This window comes from Streptomyces sp. NPDC002092 (assembly GCF_053593775.1).
The window spans coordinates 1-15085 of the sequence record NZ_JBSFDG010000027.1 but is presented as its reverse complement, the minus strand read 5'-3'; the positions used below and the strand labels follow the sequence as shown (position 1 = coordinate 15085).

Here is a 15085-nt window from a genome sequence, read left to right as displayed (position 1 = left end):
GCCCGCGCCCCGTGGCTCCCTCACTGGTGTCGTTCATCGCCCGCCGTCACGGCGACGGCGGCGAAGACGTGGCGGCCAAGTTCCTCAGCGCGACTACCGGTTTGCGTAGTCCGTACGCGACCGCCGTCGCCGTTCCGTCGGCATGGCTCCAGGTCAGCAGCGCGCGTCCGTCTGCCACGCTGCCCTGCACCATGGCGGGTTCGCCGATGAGCGGCAGACGGCCGACGATCTTGACGGCGAGACCGGCCACCTCGGTCCAGAAGTAATCATCATGCGACGGTCCGGAAGGAGGGAGACCGAGGGCGGAGGCCGCCGCAGTTCTGCCCTGGGCGACGGCGTTGGACCAGAAGGGCCTACGCCGGTCGGGCCGGGTGCCGTCGCTTCGGAGGTAGGTGACGTCGCCGGCGGCGAACACGCCGGGGACGGTGGTGGCGCAGGCATGGTCGACCCCGACGCCCAGGCGGTCGGCGAGGCCCGTCCCTGCCAGCCAGTCGGTGCAGGGCACCTCTCCCGCGCAGGTCACCACCAGGTCCGCGGTGAGTTCGCAGCCGTCGGGGAGCAGCACTCCGTTGACGGGGTCGCCGGTCAGGGTGGCGAAGCCGGTGGCCTGCACGAAGCGGATGCCGTGCGCCGAGGCGTGTGTGATGAGCGCGGCGGACAGGTAGCCGCCGAGGACGCGTTCCAGCGGCCGGTCGGCGTCCACGACGGTGACCGGGATGCCTCGGGCAGCGCAGGCGCTGGCGACCTCCATGCCCAGGAATCCGGCGCCGACCACTATCGCCGAGCCGGCGTGCGCCAGTCGGTCGCGGAGCAGGCGGGCGTCGTCCAGGGTGCGCAGGACGAGTTCGCCCCGCTGGCCGGGGGCGGCAATGCGGCGGGCGTCCGCGCCGGTGGCGACGATCAGCACGTCGTAGTCGACCTCCCGGCCGCCGGCGGTGGTCACGATGCGGCGCCGGGTGTCGGCCGCGACGGCGGCCCAGCGGATGACGTCAACGTCGAGCCCGTCGAGGGTCGGCCCCAGAGCGTCGTCGGCGGCCGGGTCCTTCAGGACCGCTTTGGACAGGGGCGGCCGGGAGTAGGCGCCGTGCTCCTCGGCGCCGATGACCGTGACCGGCCCGGTGTGGCCGAGGGTGCGCAGGTGGCGGGCGGCGGTGGTGCCGGCGAGTGACTCGCCGACGACCAGCACCGAGCGCGGTGCGCTCACGACAGGGCTCGCAGGGCGGCGACGGGGCAGGCGTCGACGGCGGCGCGGGCTGCGGCCTGATGCTGGTCGGGGACCTCAACGCCCTCGAAGTGGTAGGTGAGTTCGGCGTCGTCGTCCAGGCTGAAGACGCCGGGAGCCTGGTCGGCGCACAGACCGTGGCCTTCGCAGCGTGCGTTGTCGACGGAGATCTTCATCGTGCGATCCTCACAAGGGGAGCAGCGGGTTCAGGCGGGGATCAGTTCGAGCGGCAGACGCTCAAGGCGGTGGATGACGTTGTTCAGCGCCCACTCGGGCGGGCCGGCCACCTCGATGCGGTCGACGCGTTCGACCAGAGCGCTCAGTAGCGCGGAGGTCTCCAGCCGGGCCAGGCCCTGGCCCGCGCAGCCGTGGGTGCCCTGCCCGAAGCCGAGTTGGCGGGCGGCGTCGCGGCGGATGTCGAAGGTGTCCGGGTCGTCCCACTCCAGCGGGTCGCGGTTGGCGGAGCCGTAGAGGACCAGCACCCGGGAGCCCTTGGGCAGGGGGACGCCGGCGAGTTCCGTGTCGTGGGCGGCGGTCCGGGAGAAGGCCCGGATCGGGGATTCGTAGCGGACGACCTCGTTGACCGCTTTCGGGATGAGGCCGGGGTCCGCCTTGAGCAGGCGCCACTGGTCGGGGTGGGCGGCGAACAGGTGCAGGGCGCTGGATATGGCGCTGATCGTGGTGTCCAGGGACGGCGCCAGGTAGTCGATCATCATCGTGGCGCACTCGGCCGGCATGATCCGACCGTCGTCGGCGGCACGCAGCAGGTCGTGGCCCATGCTGCCGTCCAGGACGGACCGGTCGCGCACGACCGCCCGCGCGTAGCGCAGCATGCCGAGGGACGCGGGGAGTGTGCGCACCGTCTGGCGGTTGAGCGGGCCCATGGCGTCGAAGGCGGCGCCGGCCCAGCGCAGAAGGTGCTCACGGCCCTGCTGGGGCCATCCGACCAGGTCGGGGACGACGGACAGCGGCAGGGCCATGGCGACCTCCACCGCGTCGACCGTCCGCCGGGCGACGGCGGCCTCGGCCACGGCGGCGGCCTGTTGGTCGACGGTGTCCTTCATCGTGCGCAGCGCCCTGGGTGTGAGGCGGTGCGCGAGGAGGGAGCGGCGGCGGGCGTGGTCGTCGCCGTCACTGAACAGGGTGGTGCCCTGGCCCACGCGGTTGGCTACGGGGTTCAAGGCCACGCCGTCCGAGGAGACGAAGGTCTCGTCGTCCAGCAGCACCTGCTTGCACTCGGCGTAGCGCGGCAGCGCGTAGACCTTGTGCTTGCTCAGCCAGACCACGGGGCCGAGCTCACGCAGCGCGGCGTAGTGCGGATGCGTGTCGCGGATGGCCGAGGCCGAGTACAGATCGGGGTGGTAGACGGGGAACTTCGTATGCGTGGACATGAGGAGCCCTCCTGAAGGAGCCGTGAGAGAGCGGAGGCGGGGGGGCGCGCGAGGAGGGCAGAGCCCGTGGGTGGGTGATGACGGCATCCCTTCGCCGCCGGTACCATAGTGAGGAAATAATCAACCTTGATGGAATGCACCGTCAAGGGTTACGGCGCCCACAGAGAGAGGCCGACTCCGTGGACCCGGCGTGCCGTGTCCCAGCGCTCGGCGAGCTGGGCGACAAGGAGGTGGCTGCGTCCGCCCTCGTCGAAGGCGCGGGCCCGGCGCAGGTGACCCCAGGCCGTCAGCTGCCGGGCCGCACTCGAACGGGCCCGCGCGACGGCTGACGGGTCGGCGTCCACGTCCCAGGCGGCGACCTGATGCTCCCCGAGGGCGCGGGTGCGGGCCAGCAGCAGGGCCACGTCATCGTCGGGCCGGCCTGTTGGCAGCAGGGCTCGGAGCGCGCTGACGCAGGCTGCCTCCAGGGAAGCGGACGGCCGGGCGAGGGCGTGACGTCGGCGGGTGAGACCTGTCTCGATGTCGCGGTCTCGGGCTTCGATCAGACCGTCGTTGTGCAGGGCGAGCAGGCTGCCTTCGGACCGATCGACCTCCGCCGCCTCGAACGGCAGGCCGCCCAGGCCCAGCGGCGGGCCGGGCGGCAGAGTACTCCACACCACTGTCGGCGGTACGCCGGGCAGGAAACCTGTGAGGCCTTCAGGCGTCGAAGGCCCCGCACCCGAGACACCCACGCCGGGGGCCGTCAGCCGGTGCCGATCGCCAACCCGGCGTACGCCACCGCCGTCAGGGCCAGCACGGCGGCTGGGAGAGCCCGTACCGGAGGGTCGCCGTGGCGCAGGTGGACCACCGTGGCACCCGCCATGAGCAGCGCCAACCCGATCGCGGCGGCGGCACCCAGCGGGGCCGAAGCCAGGCCGAGCAGCAGCCCGGCGGCACCGGCGAACTCCAGCGTGCCGATGACGCGGTAGAGGCCGGGTGACATGCCGAGGTGCGCGGCTGCCTGGCGCATGAACGGCACGGCGGTGATCTTGGCCAGTCCGAGAGGGAGGAAGACCAGGGACAACGCTACGGCGAGGACGGTGTGTGCAGTGGTCATGCTGATCGGTCCCGGCGTTCGGCGCCCAGGCGGGCGAAGTGGGCGATGAGGTCCGGGGCGTCCATACTCCCGGGATTGACGACCTGTTCGACGGGGGCGCCCTGCAGGAGGCGTTTCACAGGGACTTCGAGCTTCTTGCCAGTACGGGTGTGCGGGATGCCCGGCACTTCGAGGATCTCGTCGGGTACGTGGCGGGGTGATGCGCCCGCGCGGATGGCCTCACGGATGCGGTCACGGAGAGTGTCGTCCAGTGCGACTCCGGCCGCGAGGACCACGAACAGCGGCATCCAGTAGCCGCCGTCGGGCTCCTCCGCGCCGATGACGAGGGCCTCGGTGATCTCGGGGAGGCGTTCGACGACGTCGTGGATGTCGGCGCTGCCCAGGCGTACGCCGTTGCGGTTCAGCGTGGAGTCGGAGCGGCCGTGGACGATCACCGAGCCGTGCGAGGTGACCGTGATCCAGTCGCCGTGCCGCCACACCCCGGGATAGGAGGAGAAGTAGGCGCCGCGAAAGCGGCTGCCGTCGGGGTCGTTCCAGAAGTACAGCGGCATGGACGGCATCGGGCGGGTGATGACCAGTTCGCCGACCTGGTCGATGACCGGAAAGCCCTCGGCGTCGTACGCCGCCAGCGCCACGCCCAGGTTGGGTGCGGACAGCTCCCCCGCCCAGACCGGGGTGTTGGGCGCGCTGCCGGCGAAGCCGGACACGACGTCCGTGCCGCCGCTGATGGACGCCAGCAGCACGCGGTCGCCGACGTGGTCGCGGACCCAGGGGTAGGCGGAGGCCGGCAGGGCGGAGCCGGTGCAGCCGACCACGCGGATCGACGACAGGTCGTGGATTGCGGGGTCGATACCGAACTTGGCCATGCCCAGCAGGTACTGGGGGCTGGTGCCGAAGACGGTCACCTGATGGCGGGCGGCCAGCTTCCACAGGATGTCGGGCCGGGCGAGGGGCGCCGGGCTGCCGTCGTACGTGCAGGTCGCGGCGCCTGTCAGCAAGGCCGAGGCGACCAGGTTCCACATCATCCAGTGGGTGGTGGTGTACCACAGGAGGCGGTCGCCGGGGCCGAGGTCGGAGTGCAGGCCGAGGGTCTTGAGGTGCTCCAGGAGGACGCCGCCGTGGCCGTGGACGATGCCCTTGGGCAGGCCGGTGGTGCCGGAGGAGAACACCACCCATAGGGGATGATCGAACGGCACCGGCGTGCAGGTGAGTTCCTCGGTGCGGGTGGCGGCGTCCTCCCATGGCACCACCGGGCACGGGTACGCCCGCTGCGGCGACGGCAGGCCCAGGTGGTCCACCAGCACCGTGGCCTTCAACTCCGGTAGCGCACAGGCGAGTTCGAGGGTGGCGTCCCGGCGGTCGTGGGCGGTGCCGTTGAAGAGGTAGCCGTCCGCGGCGATCAGGACGGTCGGTTCGAGCTGGGCGAAGCGGTCGGCTGCGGCCTTGGGGGCGTAGTCCTGGCCGCACACCGACCACACGGCGCCCAGACTCGCGGCGGCCAGGAACCCGACGATTGCATGGGGGGTGTTGGGCAGGTAGCCCACGACCCGGTCGCCCCGGCCGACGCCCAGGTCGCGCAGAGTGGCGGCGACGGAGGCGACCTGCGCGCGCAGGCGGCCTGCGGTCACCTCGTAGCAGGAGCCGGTCTCGTCGAGGGCGACGACCGCCACGGCGTCGTCGGCGAGGTTGCGCAGGGCGTGGTGGGCGTAGTTGAGCGTGGCGCCGGTGAACCAGCGGGCGCCGGGCATCCGCTCCTCCGCGAGGACCTGTTCGTACGGGGTGTCCGCGTCGATGTCGAAGTACTCCCACACCGCGCCCCAGAAGCCCTCCAGGTCGGTGACCGACCAGCGGTGCAGGGCGGCGTACTCGGCGCCGGCCATCCCGGCATGGCGGGCGAAATCCATGATGTTGCTGTCCGCGACGACCTGCGGGTCGGGCGTCGTGAACGGTCGGGGCACGGTCATCGTGTGGCGCTCCTCAGCAGGCCGTTGTCGACGATGGGGCGGGGTGGGTGGGGGCGGCGCGCGGTGTGCAGGAGGGGCGCCCATCCGGCGGTGTCGGTGAAGTCGCGGCCCCGGGCCGGGACGACGTCCATGACCACGCGGTCGGGGCGCAGCAGGACGGCGTCGGCCCGGCCGGCGCGCAGCCAGGCAGCGAGGGTGCCGTCGTCGCCGAGGTCGGTCACCGGGATCGCTCGGATGCCGAGCCCGTGGGCGAGGGCGTTCAGCGAGGGCCAGGGCTCCGCGGTGGTCAGGATGGCGAAGGAGTCACCGAGCAGCTCGTCGAGACGGGTGCGCCGGTCGTCGGCGCGTACCCATGGTTGCGGGCAGTGGGTGCCCGCGAGGCCCCGGCGGGAACGGCGCCGGATGAGGGGCCCGGCGGTCAGGGGCGGGCTGAGGTCGCGGCCGGCCATCGCGGTCAGGCCGGGGACACGGCAGGCCGCGGCGAGGAGTCCGCGGCGCAGTGCGGCGGCGCCGTCCTGGCCGCCGGTCATGGCCCACCCCATGGCGACGGCGAGCTTGATCACATGCCGGGCATGCGGCTTGCGTTCGCTCTCGTACGTGTCCAACAGCCGCTCGTCGCCGCCTTGTTGGAGGACGCGGGCGAGCTTCCAGGTGAGGTTGTAGGCATCGCGCAGACCCGAACACAATCCCTGCCCGATGAACGGCGGGGTGAGGTGCGCGGCGTCACCGAGGAGGAAGACCCGGCCTTTGCGCCATCGGTCGGCGATCCGCGCCCGGAAGGTGTACTGCGCCTCGCGGACGACCTCGAACTCCCCGTCGTAGGACGACGGCAGCCACGGGGCGATCAGCTCGCGCACCGGTATCTCGGCGCCCCCGAGGCGGAACTCCCAGCGGTAGCGGTCCTCGCCGATGCGCATGAAGGTCGACGGGCGGTGCGGGTCGCAGACCTGGTCGACGCCCTCCCAGCAGCGGACGTCGGCCGTCGTGCGGACGTCGATGACGGTCCAGGACTCCTCGAAGCGCAGGTCCTCCCAGACCGCGCCGATGGCCTCGCGGGTGAGGCTGTTCGCGCCGTCGCAGCCCAGGACGGCCGCGGCCCACAGCTGATGCTCGCCGTCGTCGTCGCGGTAGGTCACGCGGACGGCGCCGCCGGTGTCCGGGTTGACGCCGGTGACCTCCACGCCGCAGCGCAGTTCGCACTCCGGGCGCCGGGCGAGAGCGTCGCGCAGCAGCCGTTCCAGCTCGGGCTGGTCGTCGAACATGCTGGTCTGCGGGTAGCCGTGGTGGCCGTGCTCGGTCCGGCGGAACTCGGCCATCACCCGGTGCCGGGCGTCCAGCAGCCGCAGCCCGTTCGCCGGGCGGGTGATGGCGGCGAACTCCTCCCCCACGCCCGCGGCCTGGAGGATCCTGCAGACCTCGTCGTCGGTGGCGGCGGCGCGCGGGAGAGGGTAGACGTCCTGGTGGCGTTCCAGGACGAGGGTGCGAACTCCGCGCCGGGCCAGAAGGAGGGCGGCGGTCACGCCCACCGGTCCGGCGCCGATGATCACCACGGGCGCGTCTGCCCCGTTGCGTTGGACGGTCATGTGCGGCTCACTTCGGGTGTTGTTTCGCGTCCGTGACGGGGTTGCGCTGCTCGCCGAGGTCGATCCGGCCGTCCGGGGTCGCGATCGTCGCCGTGATCACGTCGCCGGCATGCAGGTAGTGCGGGTTCTTCGCCTGCGACTTGAAGAACGTCTTCCACTTCACGGCGGGCGGCAGCAGCGCGCCGATCTTCTCGACCGGCTTCGGCGGAGCCTTGAGAGCGGTGCCGCCGGGGGTGCCGGTCAGCAGCAGGTCGCCGGGGTCGAGGGCCTGGAAGCGGGCGAGCAGGGTCAGGGCCTGGGCCGGGCGGACGATCATGTCGGCGAGGGTGCGGTCCTGACGCAGCTCGCCGTTGACGGACAGCTTCAGCCGCAGGTCGAGGAGATGGACGAAGTCCTCCGGCTCCAGCAGCGCGAGGTACGGGCCGGTCGGCGTGAAGGTCGGGTACGACTTGCTCTCGTAGAACTGCGTCTTCGTCAGCTGAACGTCACGCGCGCTGACGTCGTTGGTGATCACCAGCCCGGCGACGTACGACGGCAGGTCCCGTTCCTCGACCACGGTACCGACGGGCAGCGGCGCCCCCATGACCAGGCCGAGTTCGACCTCGTAGTCGAGGAACCGCACGTGGGAGGGCCGTACGACGGTGTCACCGGGGCCGCTGACCGAGCCGGACGCCTTGCGGAAGAAGGCGGGCGGGATGTCGCCGGTGAAGCCCGAATCGCGGGCGTGGCTGCGGTAGTTGACCATCTGGGCGACCACCCGGCAGGGGGTGGTGACCGGGGAGAGGGCGACCAGGCCGGCGACGGGCGTGCCCGCCTCGCCCGAAGCTGCGGCCTCTCGTACGGCGTCACGGTCGGCGATCAGTTCGGCCGTGGTGACGGCCTTGGTGTCGACGGGGACGGCCCGGTCGCCACGGACGACCCACCACCCGTCGGCGGTGCGCAGGACGTTCGTACTCATGTCAGTGCCTTCATCAGGGGTCGGTCGGGTCAGGAGTTGGCGGCCTTGAGCAGGCCGATGAGGCGGGCCGGGTCCATCTCGTTGTCGCCGCGCAGGGCCTGGATGACGCCCCGGACCCGTTGCGGAGACGGGCTCGCGCCGAGGAAGTCACGGGTGGCCGGCGGGCCCCACTGGGCCAGCCCGCCGGCCGAAAAGGGCGCCCAGCCGGGCTCGACGTCGCAGGAGAACAGGTCTCCGTCGGCGAAGTGCTCCAGCATGAGGCGGTCGGGGTCGCGCCAGTAGTCGAAGAGCTGGCTGCCCTGGATGTGCCGCCCGATGCCCCAACTGCGCTGGTAGCCACGCTCCTTGAGGTACTCGCCGCCGACAGCGATCGAGTCCAGGTCGGTGACCTGGTAGGCGGAGTGGACATAGCCGGTGCCGGGCCCGAGGTGCATCGCCAGGGTGTGGTGATCGGCCGGCACGCTGCCGAGATCGCAGCGCATGAACGCCATGGTCGGGCCGCGCTCGCGCTGTCCGTCCAGGAACAGGAAGTCGGACACGATCATGCCCAGGGTGTCCAGATACCAGTCCAGCGCCCGTGCGAACACCCTGGTCTCCAGGACCAGATGTCCCAGCCGCTGGATACGGGACGGCTCGCGCGGCGGGCGCTGCGGGGTGTTCGTACGACGGTGAGCGGTGCCGAAGTTGAGCAGCAGCGGCCGCTGCTCGGGCAGGGCCGGCAACTGCTCGCCGCAGTGCACGATCCGCACCGGGAAGCCCGAGGGGTCGAGCAGGTCGACCACCTTGCCGCCGCCCGGCAGGGCGGCTTTTTCGAGGTCTCGCACGTCGGACCCGGTGGCGCGTGCCAGCCGGTCCAGGTCGGCCCGATCGGCCGCGCGGAAGGCCGGCCCGATGAACCGGGACGTACGACCGCGCCGGATCACCATGCATGGTGTACCGGCGAAGGTGCCGCGCAGCCACAGCTCCCGTTCCGTACGTGCGGCGACCTGGAAGCCGAAGTCCCGGGCGAAGACCTCGGCCCGCATCAGGTCCGGCTTCTCGAACTCCAGCCAGGCCAGGTCGGCGACCTTGATCACAGGATTGCGGGAGCGACCGGGATGTTCGCCGCGCAGGGCTCCCTGTTCGCTGTGCAGATCCTGGTGGGCCGTCTTGACATCAGGCCCGTGGACGCGGCTTTCAGACATGGTGCCCTCCGAGCAACATCGCCATAGTGAGGAAATCATCAGGTCTGACAGACTCGTCGTCAAGGTGCCCACAGGGAGAAATGATGGATTCATCAGAGCTGCGATCGTCATCGCCCGCGCAGTTAGACTCTGCGCATGCCTACGTCAGCCCCAGCCAGCAACCGGTTCGAGCGGCGCCGCGCCGAGACCCGGCGCGCGCTCATCCACGCCGCCCGGCAGATCCTCGCCGAGACCGGGGACACCAGCGCCAGCATCCAGGCGATCGCCGAGCGCGCCGACGTCGGCTTCGGCTCCTTCTACAACCACTTCCAGTCGAAGACCGAGCTGTTCGACGCGGCCGTGGTGGACGCCCTGGAGGAGTTCGGCCAGAGCTTCGACGAGCGCCTGGCAGGGATCGACGACCCGGCGGAACTCGTCGCGGCGGGCTTCAGGCTCAGCGCCCGTATGGCCGACTCCCACCCGGAACTGCTGCAGGTCCTGCGCCGCCGCGGCCTCGGCCACATCCACACGGACAACGGCCTGACCCGGCGGGCACTGCGCGACCTCCAGGTCGGCATGGCCTCCGGCCGCTTCACCGACACGGACCCGGCGGTCGCCCTGACGGCAGTGGGCGGCACCCTGCTGTCCCTGGTGGAGCTGCGATTCGCCCGCCCCGACGTGGACGGCGACGAGGCGGCGGCGAACCTGGCCGAGATGGTCCTGCGCATGCTGGGCGTATCGCAGGAAGACGCCCACGAGGTCGCCCGGCGCCCCCTGCCCGACCCCGCCTGACCGACCCCGCCACGCGGTGGCCGCGGAGCCTCGCCAGAAGATGAACGGGCGACCGGTGAAATCGGCGCCGATCCATCCTCGGTGGGCGTTACGGCACGCAGGTGCACCCCCAGGAGCATCGCATCGACGTCAGCCGCGGGCATCTGCGGGCGTCCGGCCCTCGCGCGGGCCCGGCCGGCCGCGCCCGCGCGACGCCGTCGTCGAAACCAAGGCCCTCCACCGTGGCGCCGCGTGCCGTACGCAGGCCGGGAGTCGGCAGAGGCTGCGCGCCGGTTACCCGAACAGGCGCCGCTGGATCTCCCGCCGGTAGTCCTCCAGCGTTCTGTCGAGGTGGACCGCCGTGGCCTCGGCCGCCTCGTCGGGGCGGCCGTCGCGAATGGCCCGGTAGATCGCCTCGTGCTCCTCGACCGCCAGCCGGGTGCCGGTGCCGAAGGTGTCGTGAATACCGATGGCGCTGGACTGCCGCTGCAGACGCCGCGCGTCACGCACGGCACTGACCAGGAACGTATTGTGCGAGGCAGCCGCGACGGCCCCGTGGAAGTCCTCGTCCGCCTGGTTGAAGACGTCCACCTGATCGTGCTCGAACCCGTGGCGGCACTGCTGCATGGCGATCTCGATGGTGCGCAGTTCGGCCGGCGTGGCACGGGTGGCCGCCAGACTGCTCGCGGACATCTCCTGGACCCTGCGGAACTCGAACAGCATGAGGACATGGTCAAGGTCGACGGGACGGAAGAACCCTCCCCACCGGCTGGTGATGAGCATCCCCTCGTCGTCCGCGACGAAAAGCCCGCGCCCCTTGTGGGCCCGCACCCGACCCAGCGCGGAGAGGATCTTCACGGCCTCCCGCACCACCGCCCGGCTGGTGTTCAGCGTCTGGGCCAGGTCGTTCTCGGTGGGAAGCCGATCGCCCGCCTCCAGGCGCGCTTCGGCGATGAACTCGAGGATCCGCTCCGCCACGATCTCGTAACCGGGGCGGTAGTCGCGCTGTTCGCCCGCACCGTTCGCCGCCGGTTGCGCGGCGGCAGCGGCGGGAGCGGCCTGCTCCGGCAATGCCGCTTCGGTCGCGGGCGTGTCGTTCATCGGTTCTGCCTCCAAGGTGACTGCCGAGACAGCGACGGGTCGCTGCGAGCCAGCGGCATCATACCGCAGCCCAATATGAGTCGTACTCATTTTCGCAGCGCAATACCGAACCACCGAACTGCACCTACCGCAGAAGCTGCCAAAACCTGACCAATGGCATGCGACCACCCTCGATCACTGCGCGCAAGCCACCCTTTGACACAAGAAAAGCTGCACATACCCTGGACGTTGAACCCGATAAGGCGACTAATTTCAGTTACCGCTTCGGGGCATGGACAGTGCGACGGGGCCGACCCCTGAATGAGTGGCACTCATCTGAAGGTCGAGAGGGTCTAGGGGATCTTTCGGAGGGGCTCGCCCGAGCGTAGATGTTCCCGAAGCCACTGCTCGGTGTTGCTCACGTGCAGCAGTGCGGCGGCCTGGCTGAGGGCGGCGTCGCGAGTGGACAGGGCGTTGAAGATCGCCTCGTGCTCGGCGAGGGTGCGGCCCGCGGCCTTGTCGTCGACCAGACCGCGCCAGATGCGGGCGCGCAGGGTGCGGCCGGAGATCCCCTCCAGGAGAGTGAGGAGCGTCTCGTTGCCCGTGGCCGAGACGACGGCGCGGTGGAAGGCTGCGTCGTGGGCGTTGAGCTGTTCGACGTCATCGCGCGCATCCCGCATCGCGTCCAAGTGCCGCTTGACCTCGGCGAGTTGGTCGTCGGAGATCCGGGTTGCGGCAAGGGCCGTGGCGAGCGGTTCGAGGAGCCGCCGTACCTCCATGAGGTCCTGCAGGGCGACCGAGTCGCCCTGCAGCAGTTCCACCGCGCCGCCGAGCCCCTCCAGGAGCAGGCTCGGCTGCAGGCTGGTCACATATGTGCCGTCGCCGCGCCGGACCTCCAGGACGCGGGCGACGGCCAGTGCCTTGACCGCTTCACGGGCGAGGTTGCGGGACAGCCCCAACTGCGCGGCCAGGTCCGGCTCCGGCGGGAGCTTCGAGCCCGGCGGCAGCGCGCCGGTGCGGATCAGTTCCCGGATCTGCTCGATGGCCTTGTCCGTCAGAGACACCGCGCATCCCTCCCGCCATCGCGCCCCGCGAGCACGTCCGACCTGATCAGCCCCTGAGTGCGGAGTTCGTCCCAGAGGGCGTCCGGGACGCGCTGATCATGGAGTTGCACGTTTCGTCCGACCTGTTCCGCAGTCCGCATGCCGAGGGTGACGTTGATGATACTGGGATGCGTGTCGGGGAAGGCGATCGCGGCCGCTGGCAGGGTGGTCCCGTGCGCCTCGCAGACGTCGGCGATCGCCCGGGCGCGGGCGACCAGAGCAGGTGGGGCGTCCTGGTAGTCGTACTTCATGCCCTCGGCGGGGTGGTCGCGGGAGAGCAGGCCGGAGTTGAAGACACCGACCGCGACGACGCTCTTGCCGTGGGCCTGTGCGGCGGGCAGGACGTCGTCCAGTGCGGACTGGTCGAGGAGTGTGTAGCGTCCGGCGAGCATCACCACGTCGGCGGCGGTCTCGCGCAGGAAGCGGGCGAGCATGGCGGACTGGTTCATGCCGGCGCCGATCGCTGCGATCACCCCTTGGTCGCGGAGTTCCGCGAGGGTGGGCATGGCCTCGTCGGCGGCCTGGCGCCAGTGGTCGTCGGGGTCGTGGAGGTAGACGATGTCGAGGCGGTCCAGGCCGGTGCGCTCCAGCGTGTCCTCGATGGAGCGCAGCACGCCGTCACGGCTGAAGTCCCATTGCCGGCGCAGGTCGTCGCGTACGACGAAGCCCTGGTCGTCGACGCCCCGCGGCCGTTCGTTGGGGACGAGGAGGCGGCCCACCTTGGAGGAGATGACGTACTCCTCGCGCGGCCGGTCGCGCAGGGCGGCGCCGAGCCGGCGTTCGGAGAGGCCGAGGCCGTAGTGCGGTGCGGTGTCGAAGTAGCGGATGCCCGCGTCCCAGGCGGCGTCCACGGCGGCTGTCGCCTCGTCCACCGGGGTGACGCGGTACAGGTTGCCGATCACGGAGGCCCCGAAGCCGAGGCCGGTGAGGGCGACGGACGTGTGCTGGATCATCCGCTGGTGCAAGACGTGCTCCTGGAGTGACGGGTGGGGACGCCGGTCAGCGTCTGACGTGGGCCGATGCGCCCGCGACGAGCGCCTCGACCTCGGCGAGCGAGGCCATGGAGACGTCTCCGGGGGTGGTCATGGTGAGTGCGCCGTGGGCCGTGCCGTAGGCCAGGGCGCGTTCCAGGCCTGCACCGGTGAGCAGTCCGTGGATCAGTCCGGCGGCGAAGGCGTCGCCGGAGCCGATGCGGTCCAGGACGTGCAGGCCGGGCATCAGCGGGCCGGTGACGAAGCCCGTTTCGGCGGACCAGGCGGCCGAGGACCAGTCGTTGACGCCGGCCGAGGGCACCTCGCGCAGGGTCGTCGCCAGTACGTTCACCGCGGGCAGCAGATCGGCCACGGCGGCGAGCGCGTCCGGCACCTCGTGCGCCCGGAAACGCACGGCGCCCGGATGCTCGCCCGCCAGGCCCAGTGCGCCCACGACCACATCGGCGTGCCGGGCGAGCCGCAGATCGATGTCCCGGGCCCGTTCGGCTCCGCCACGGCCGGCCCAGAGGCTGGGGCGGTAGTTGGGGTCGTAGGAAACGGTGACGCCGTGGCGGCGTGCGGCCGCCATCGCCTCGTCGGCCACGTCGACGGTGGTGTCCGACAGGCCCGCGAAGATGCCGCCGGTGTGGAACCAGCGCGCCCCGGCCGAGAACACGGTGTCCCAGTCCACGTCGCCCTTGCGCAGCTGGGAGACGGCGGTGTGGGCGCGGTCGCTGACGCCCATTGCGCCGCGGATGCCGTAGCCGCGTTCGACGAAGTTGAGGCCGTTGCGGGCGGTGCGGCCGATGCCGTCGTCGGGCACCCAGCGGATCAGCGAGGTGTCGACGCCGCCCTGCAGGATCAGGTCCTCGACCAGCCGGCCCACCGCGTTGTCGGCGAGCGCGGTCACGACGGCAGTGCGCAGGCCGAAGCAGCGGCGCAGACCGCGGACGACGTTGTACTCGCCGCCGCCCTCCCATACCTGGAAGCTGCGGGCCGTGCTGATCCGGCCCTCTCCGGGGTCGAAGCGCAGCATGACCTCGCCGAGGGCGATCACGTCGGTCACGTCCTGCTCCTTTCGACCGCGTCGGCGGTCAGCCGGCGGATCTCCGCGTAGTCGCCGCTCTTGAGGAGGGCGGGGGTGGCCATCCAGCTGCCGCCGACGGCGAGCACCGCCGGATCGGCCAGGTAGGCGGCCATGCGGTACGCGTCGATCCCGCCCGTCGGCATGAACCGCACCCCGGGAAAGGGCGCCGCCAGCGCCCGCAGCGTCCGCAGGCCGCCGAGCGGTTCGGCGGGGAAGAGCTTGACGGTGTCGAGGCCCGCCTTCAGGGCGCGCATCACCTCGGTGGCGGTGGCGACACCGGGGATCACGGGCACGCCCAGCTCACGGCACCGGGCGACGACCTCGTCGTCGAAGCCGGGCGAGACGACGAAGCGGGCCCCGGCCGCCACGGCCCGCTCCGCCTGTTCGGGGGTGAGTACCGTACCGGCGCCGACGGTGAGGCCACCGTGGGCGGCCATCGCCTTCACGACCTGCTCCGCGTCCGGGGTGCGGAAGGTGACCTCCGCGCAGCGGGCGCCGCCCGCCGCGAGTGCCTCGGCCAGCGGGCCGGCGGTCGCGGCGGACGGCACGGTCAGCACCGGCAGGAGACGGGCTCCGGCCAGTACCGAGGCCAGGTCGGCGCTCATCGGCCCAGCCATCCGCCGTCGACGGGAAGGACGGTGCCGTGGATGTAGGCGGCGGCGTCCGAGGCGAGGAAGACGGTGGCGCCCGCGAGGT

16 protein-coding genes are annotated in these 15085 nt (G+C 71.6%); 1 reads left to right on the top strand and 15 read right to left on the bottom strand.

Translation table 11 applies throughout. The annotated features are described in order from the left end of the window. Positions 1 to 46 precede the first annotated feature (46 nt). From ACWCRD_RS40320 to ACWCRD_RS40280, 9 genes are all read right to left on the bottom strand, one after another. The gene (locus ACWCRD_RS40320) at positions 47 to 1204 is read right to left on the bottom strand and encodes an NAD(P)/FAD-dependent oxidoreductase (RefSeq protein ID WP_450970648.1); all 1158 of its coding nucleotides are present in this window, start codon (positions 1202 to 1204) and stop codon (positions 47 to 49) included. Beyond that, complete coding sequence (locus tag ACWCRD_RS40315) at positions 1201 to 1398, bottom strand: ferredoxin (RefSeq protein WP_450970647.1); 198 nt, start codon at positions 1396 to 1398, stop codon at positions 1201 to 1203. The genes ACWCRD_RS40320 and ACWCRD_RS40315 overlap by 4 nt, the downstream gene beginning before the upstream one ends. Positions 1399 to 1428: 30 nt before the next feature. Next, positions 1429 to 2613 carry a cytochrome P450 gene (locus ACWCRD_RS40310; protein ID WP_450970646.1) on the bottom strand — a complete coding sequence of 395 codons (1185 nt, stop codon included), beginning with the start codon at positions 2611 to 2613 and terminating at the stop codon, positions 1429 to 1431. 149 nt (positions 2614 to 2762) lie between these two features. Continuing rightward, on the bottom strand, positions 2763 to 3269 hold the full coding sequence (locus tag ACWCRD_RS40305; protein ID WP_450970645.1) for a SpoIIE family protein phosphatase: 507 nt from the start codon (positions 3267 to 3269) through the stop codon (positions 2763 to 2765). A gap of 86 nt (positions 3270 to 3355) precedes the next feature. Continuing rightward, on the bottom strand, positions 3356 to 3709 hold the full coding sequence (locus tag ACWCRD_RS40300) for a DoxX family protein (RefSeq protein ID WP_450970644.1): 354 nt from the start codon (positions 3707 to 3709) through the stop codon (positions 3356 to 3358). Continuing rightward, entirely contained in the window at positions 3706 to 5673 is a 1968-nt protein-coding gene (locus tag ACWCRD_RS40295; RefSeq protein WP_450970643.1) for an acetoacetate--CoA ligase, read from the bottom strand. Before ACWCRD_RS40295 ends, ACWCRD_RS40300 begins: the two co-directional genes overlap by 4 nt. Next, a complete protein-coding gene (mhpA, locus tag ACWCRD_RS40290) occupies positions 5670 to 7256 on the bottom strand; it encodes a bifunctional 3-(3-hydroxy-phenyl)propionate/3-hydroxycinnamic acid hydroxylase MhpA (protein ID WP_450970642.1) in 1587 nt (528 codons plus the stop codon). The genes ACWCRD_RS40295 and mhpA overlap by 4 nt, the downstream gene beginning before the upstream one ends. Positions 7257 to 7263: 7 nt before the next feature. Next, a complete protein-coding gene (locus ACWCRD_RS40285; RefSeq protein ID WP_450970641.1) occupies positions 7264 to 8214 on the bottom strand; it encodes a fumarylacetoacetate hydrolase family protein in 951 nt (316 codons plus the stop codon). Positions 8215 to 8243: 29 nt separating this feature from the next. After that, positions 8244 to 9398, bottom strand: coding sequence for a VOC family protein (locus ACWCRD_RS40280; protein WP_450970640.1), 1155 nt, complete (start codon positions 9396 to 9398; stop codon positions 8244 to 8246). Between the two features lie 135 nt (positions 9399 to 9533). On the opposite strand from ACWCRD_RS40280, the gene ACWCRD_RS40275 reads away from it, so the two are divergent. Then, positions 9534 to 10169 carry a TetR/AcrR family transcriptional regulator gene (locus ACWCRD_RS40275; RefSeq protein WP_450970639.1) on the top strand — a complete coding sequence of 212 codons (636 nt, stop codon included), beginning with the start codon at positions 9534 to 9536 and terminating at the stop codon, positions 10167 to 10169. A gap of 273 nt (positions 10170 to 10442) precedes the next feature. Here ACWCRD_RS40275 and ACWCRD_RS40270 read toward each other — a convergent pair whose 3' ends face one another. From ACWCRD_RS40270 to ACWCRD_RS40245, 6 genes are all read right to left on the bottom strand, one after another. Further along, positions 10443 to 11249: a FadR/GntR family transcriptional regulator gene (locus ACWCRD_RS40270; protein ID WP_450970638.1), complete on the bottom strand. Its 807-nt coding sequence runs from the start codon at positions 11247 to 11249 to the stop codon at positions 10443 to 10445. Positions 11250 to 11581: 332 nt separating this feature from the next. Next, complete coding sequence (locus ACWCRD_RS40265; protein ID WP_450970637.1) at positions 11582 to 12292, bottom strand: FadR/GntR family transcriptional regulator; 711 nt, start codon at positions 12290 to 12292, stop codon at positions 11582 to 11584. Further along, positions 12283 to 13284 carry an aldo/keto reductase gene (locus ACWCRD_RS40260; protein ID WP_450970713.1) on the bottom strand — a complete coding sequence of 334 codons (1002 nt, stop codon included), beginning with the start codon at positions 13282 to 13284 and terminating at the stop codon, positions 12283 to 12285. Before ACWCRD_RS40260 ends, ACWCRD_RS40265 begins: the two co-directional genes overlap by 10 nt. A gap of 46 nt (positions 13285 to 13330) precedes the next feature. Continuing rightward, positions 13331 to 14368, bottom strand: a complete 1038-nt coding sequence (locus ACWCRD_RS40255; protein WP_450970636.1) for a PfkB family carbohydrate kinase — start codon at positions 14366 to 14368, stop codon at positions 13331 to 13333. After that, the gene (locus tag ACWCRD_RS40250; RefSeq protein ID WP_450970635.1) at positions 14365 to 14994 is read right to left on the bottom strand and encodes a bifunctional 4-hydroxy-2-oxoglutarate aldolase/2-dehydro-3-deoxy-phosphogluconate aldolase; all 630 of its coding nucleotides are present in this window, start codon (positions 14992 to 14994) and stop codon (positions 14365 to 14367) included. Before ACWCRD_RS40250 ends, ACWCRD_RS40255 begins: the two co-directional genes overlap by 4 nt. Next, a partial coding sequence (locus ACWCRD_RS40245) for an SDR family oxidoreductase (RefSeq protein WP_450970712.1) occupies positions 14991 to 15085 on the bottom strand: 95 nt, incomplete at its 5' end. The genes ACWCRD_RS40245 and ACWCRD_RS40250, both read right to left, overlap by 4 nt.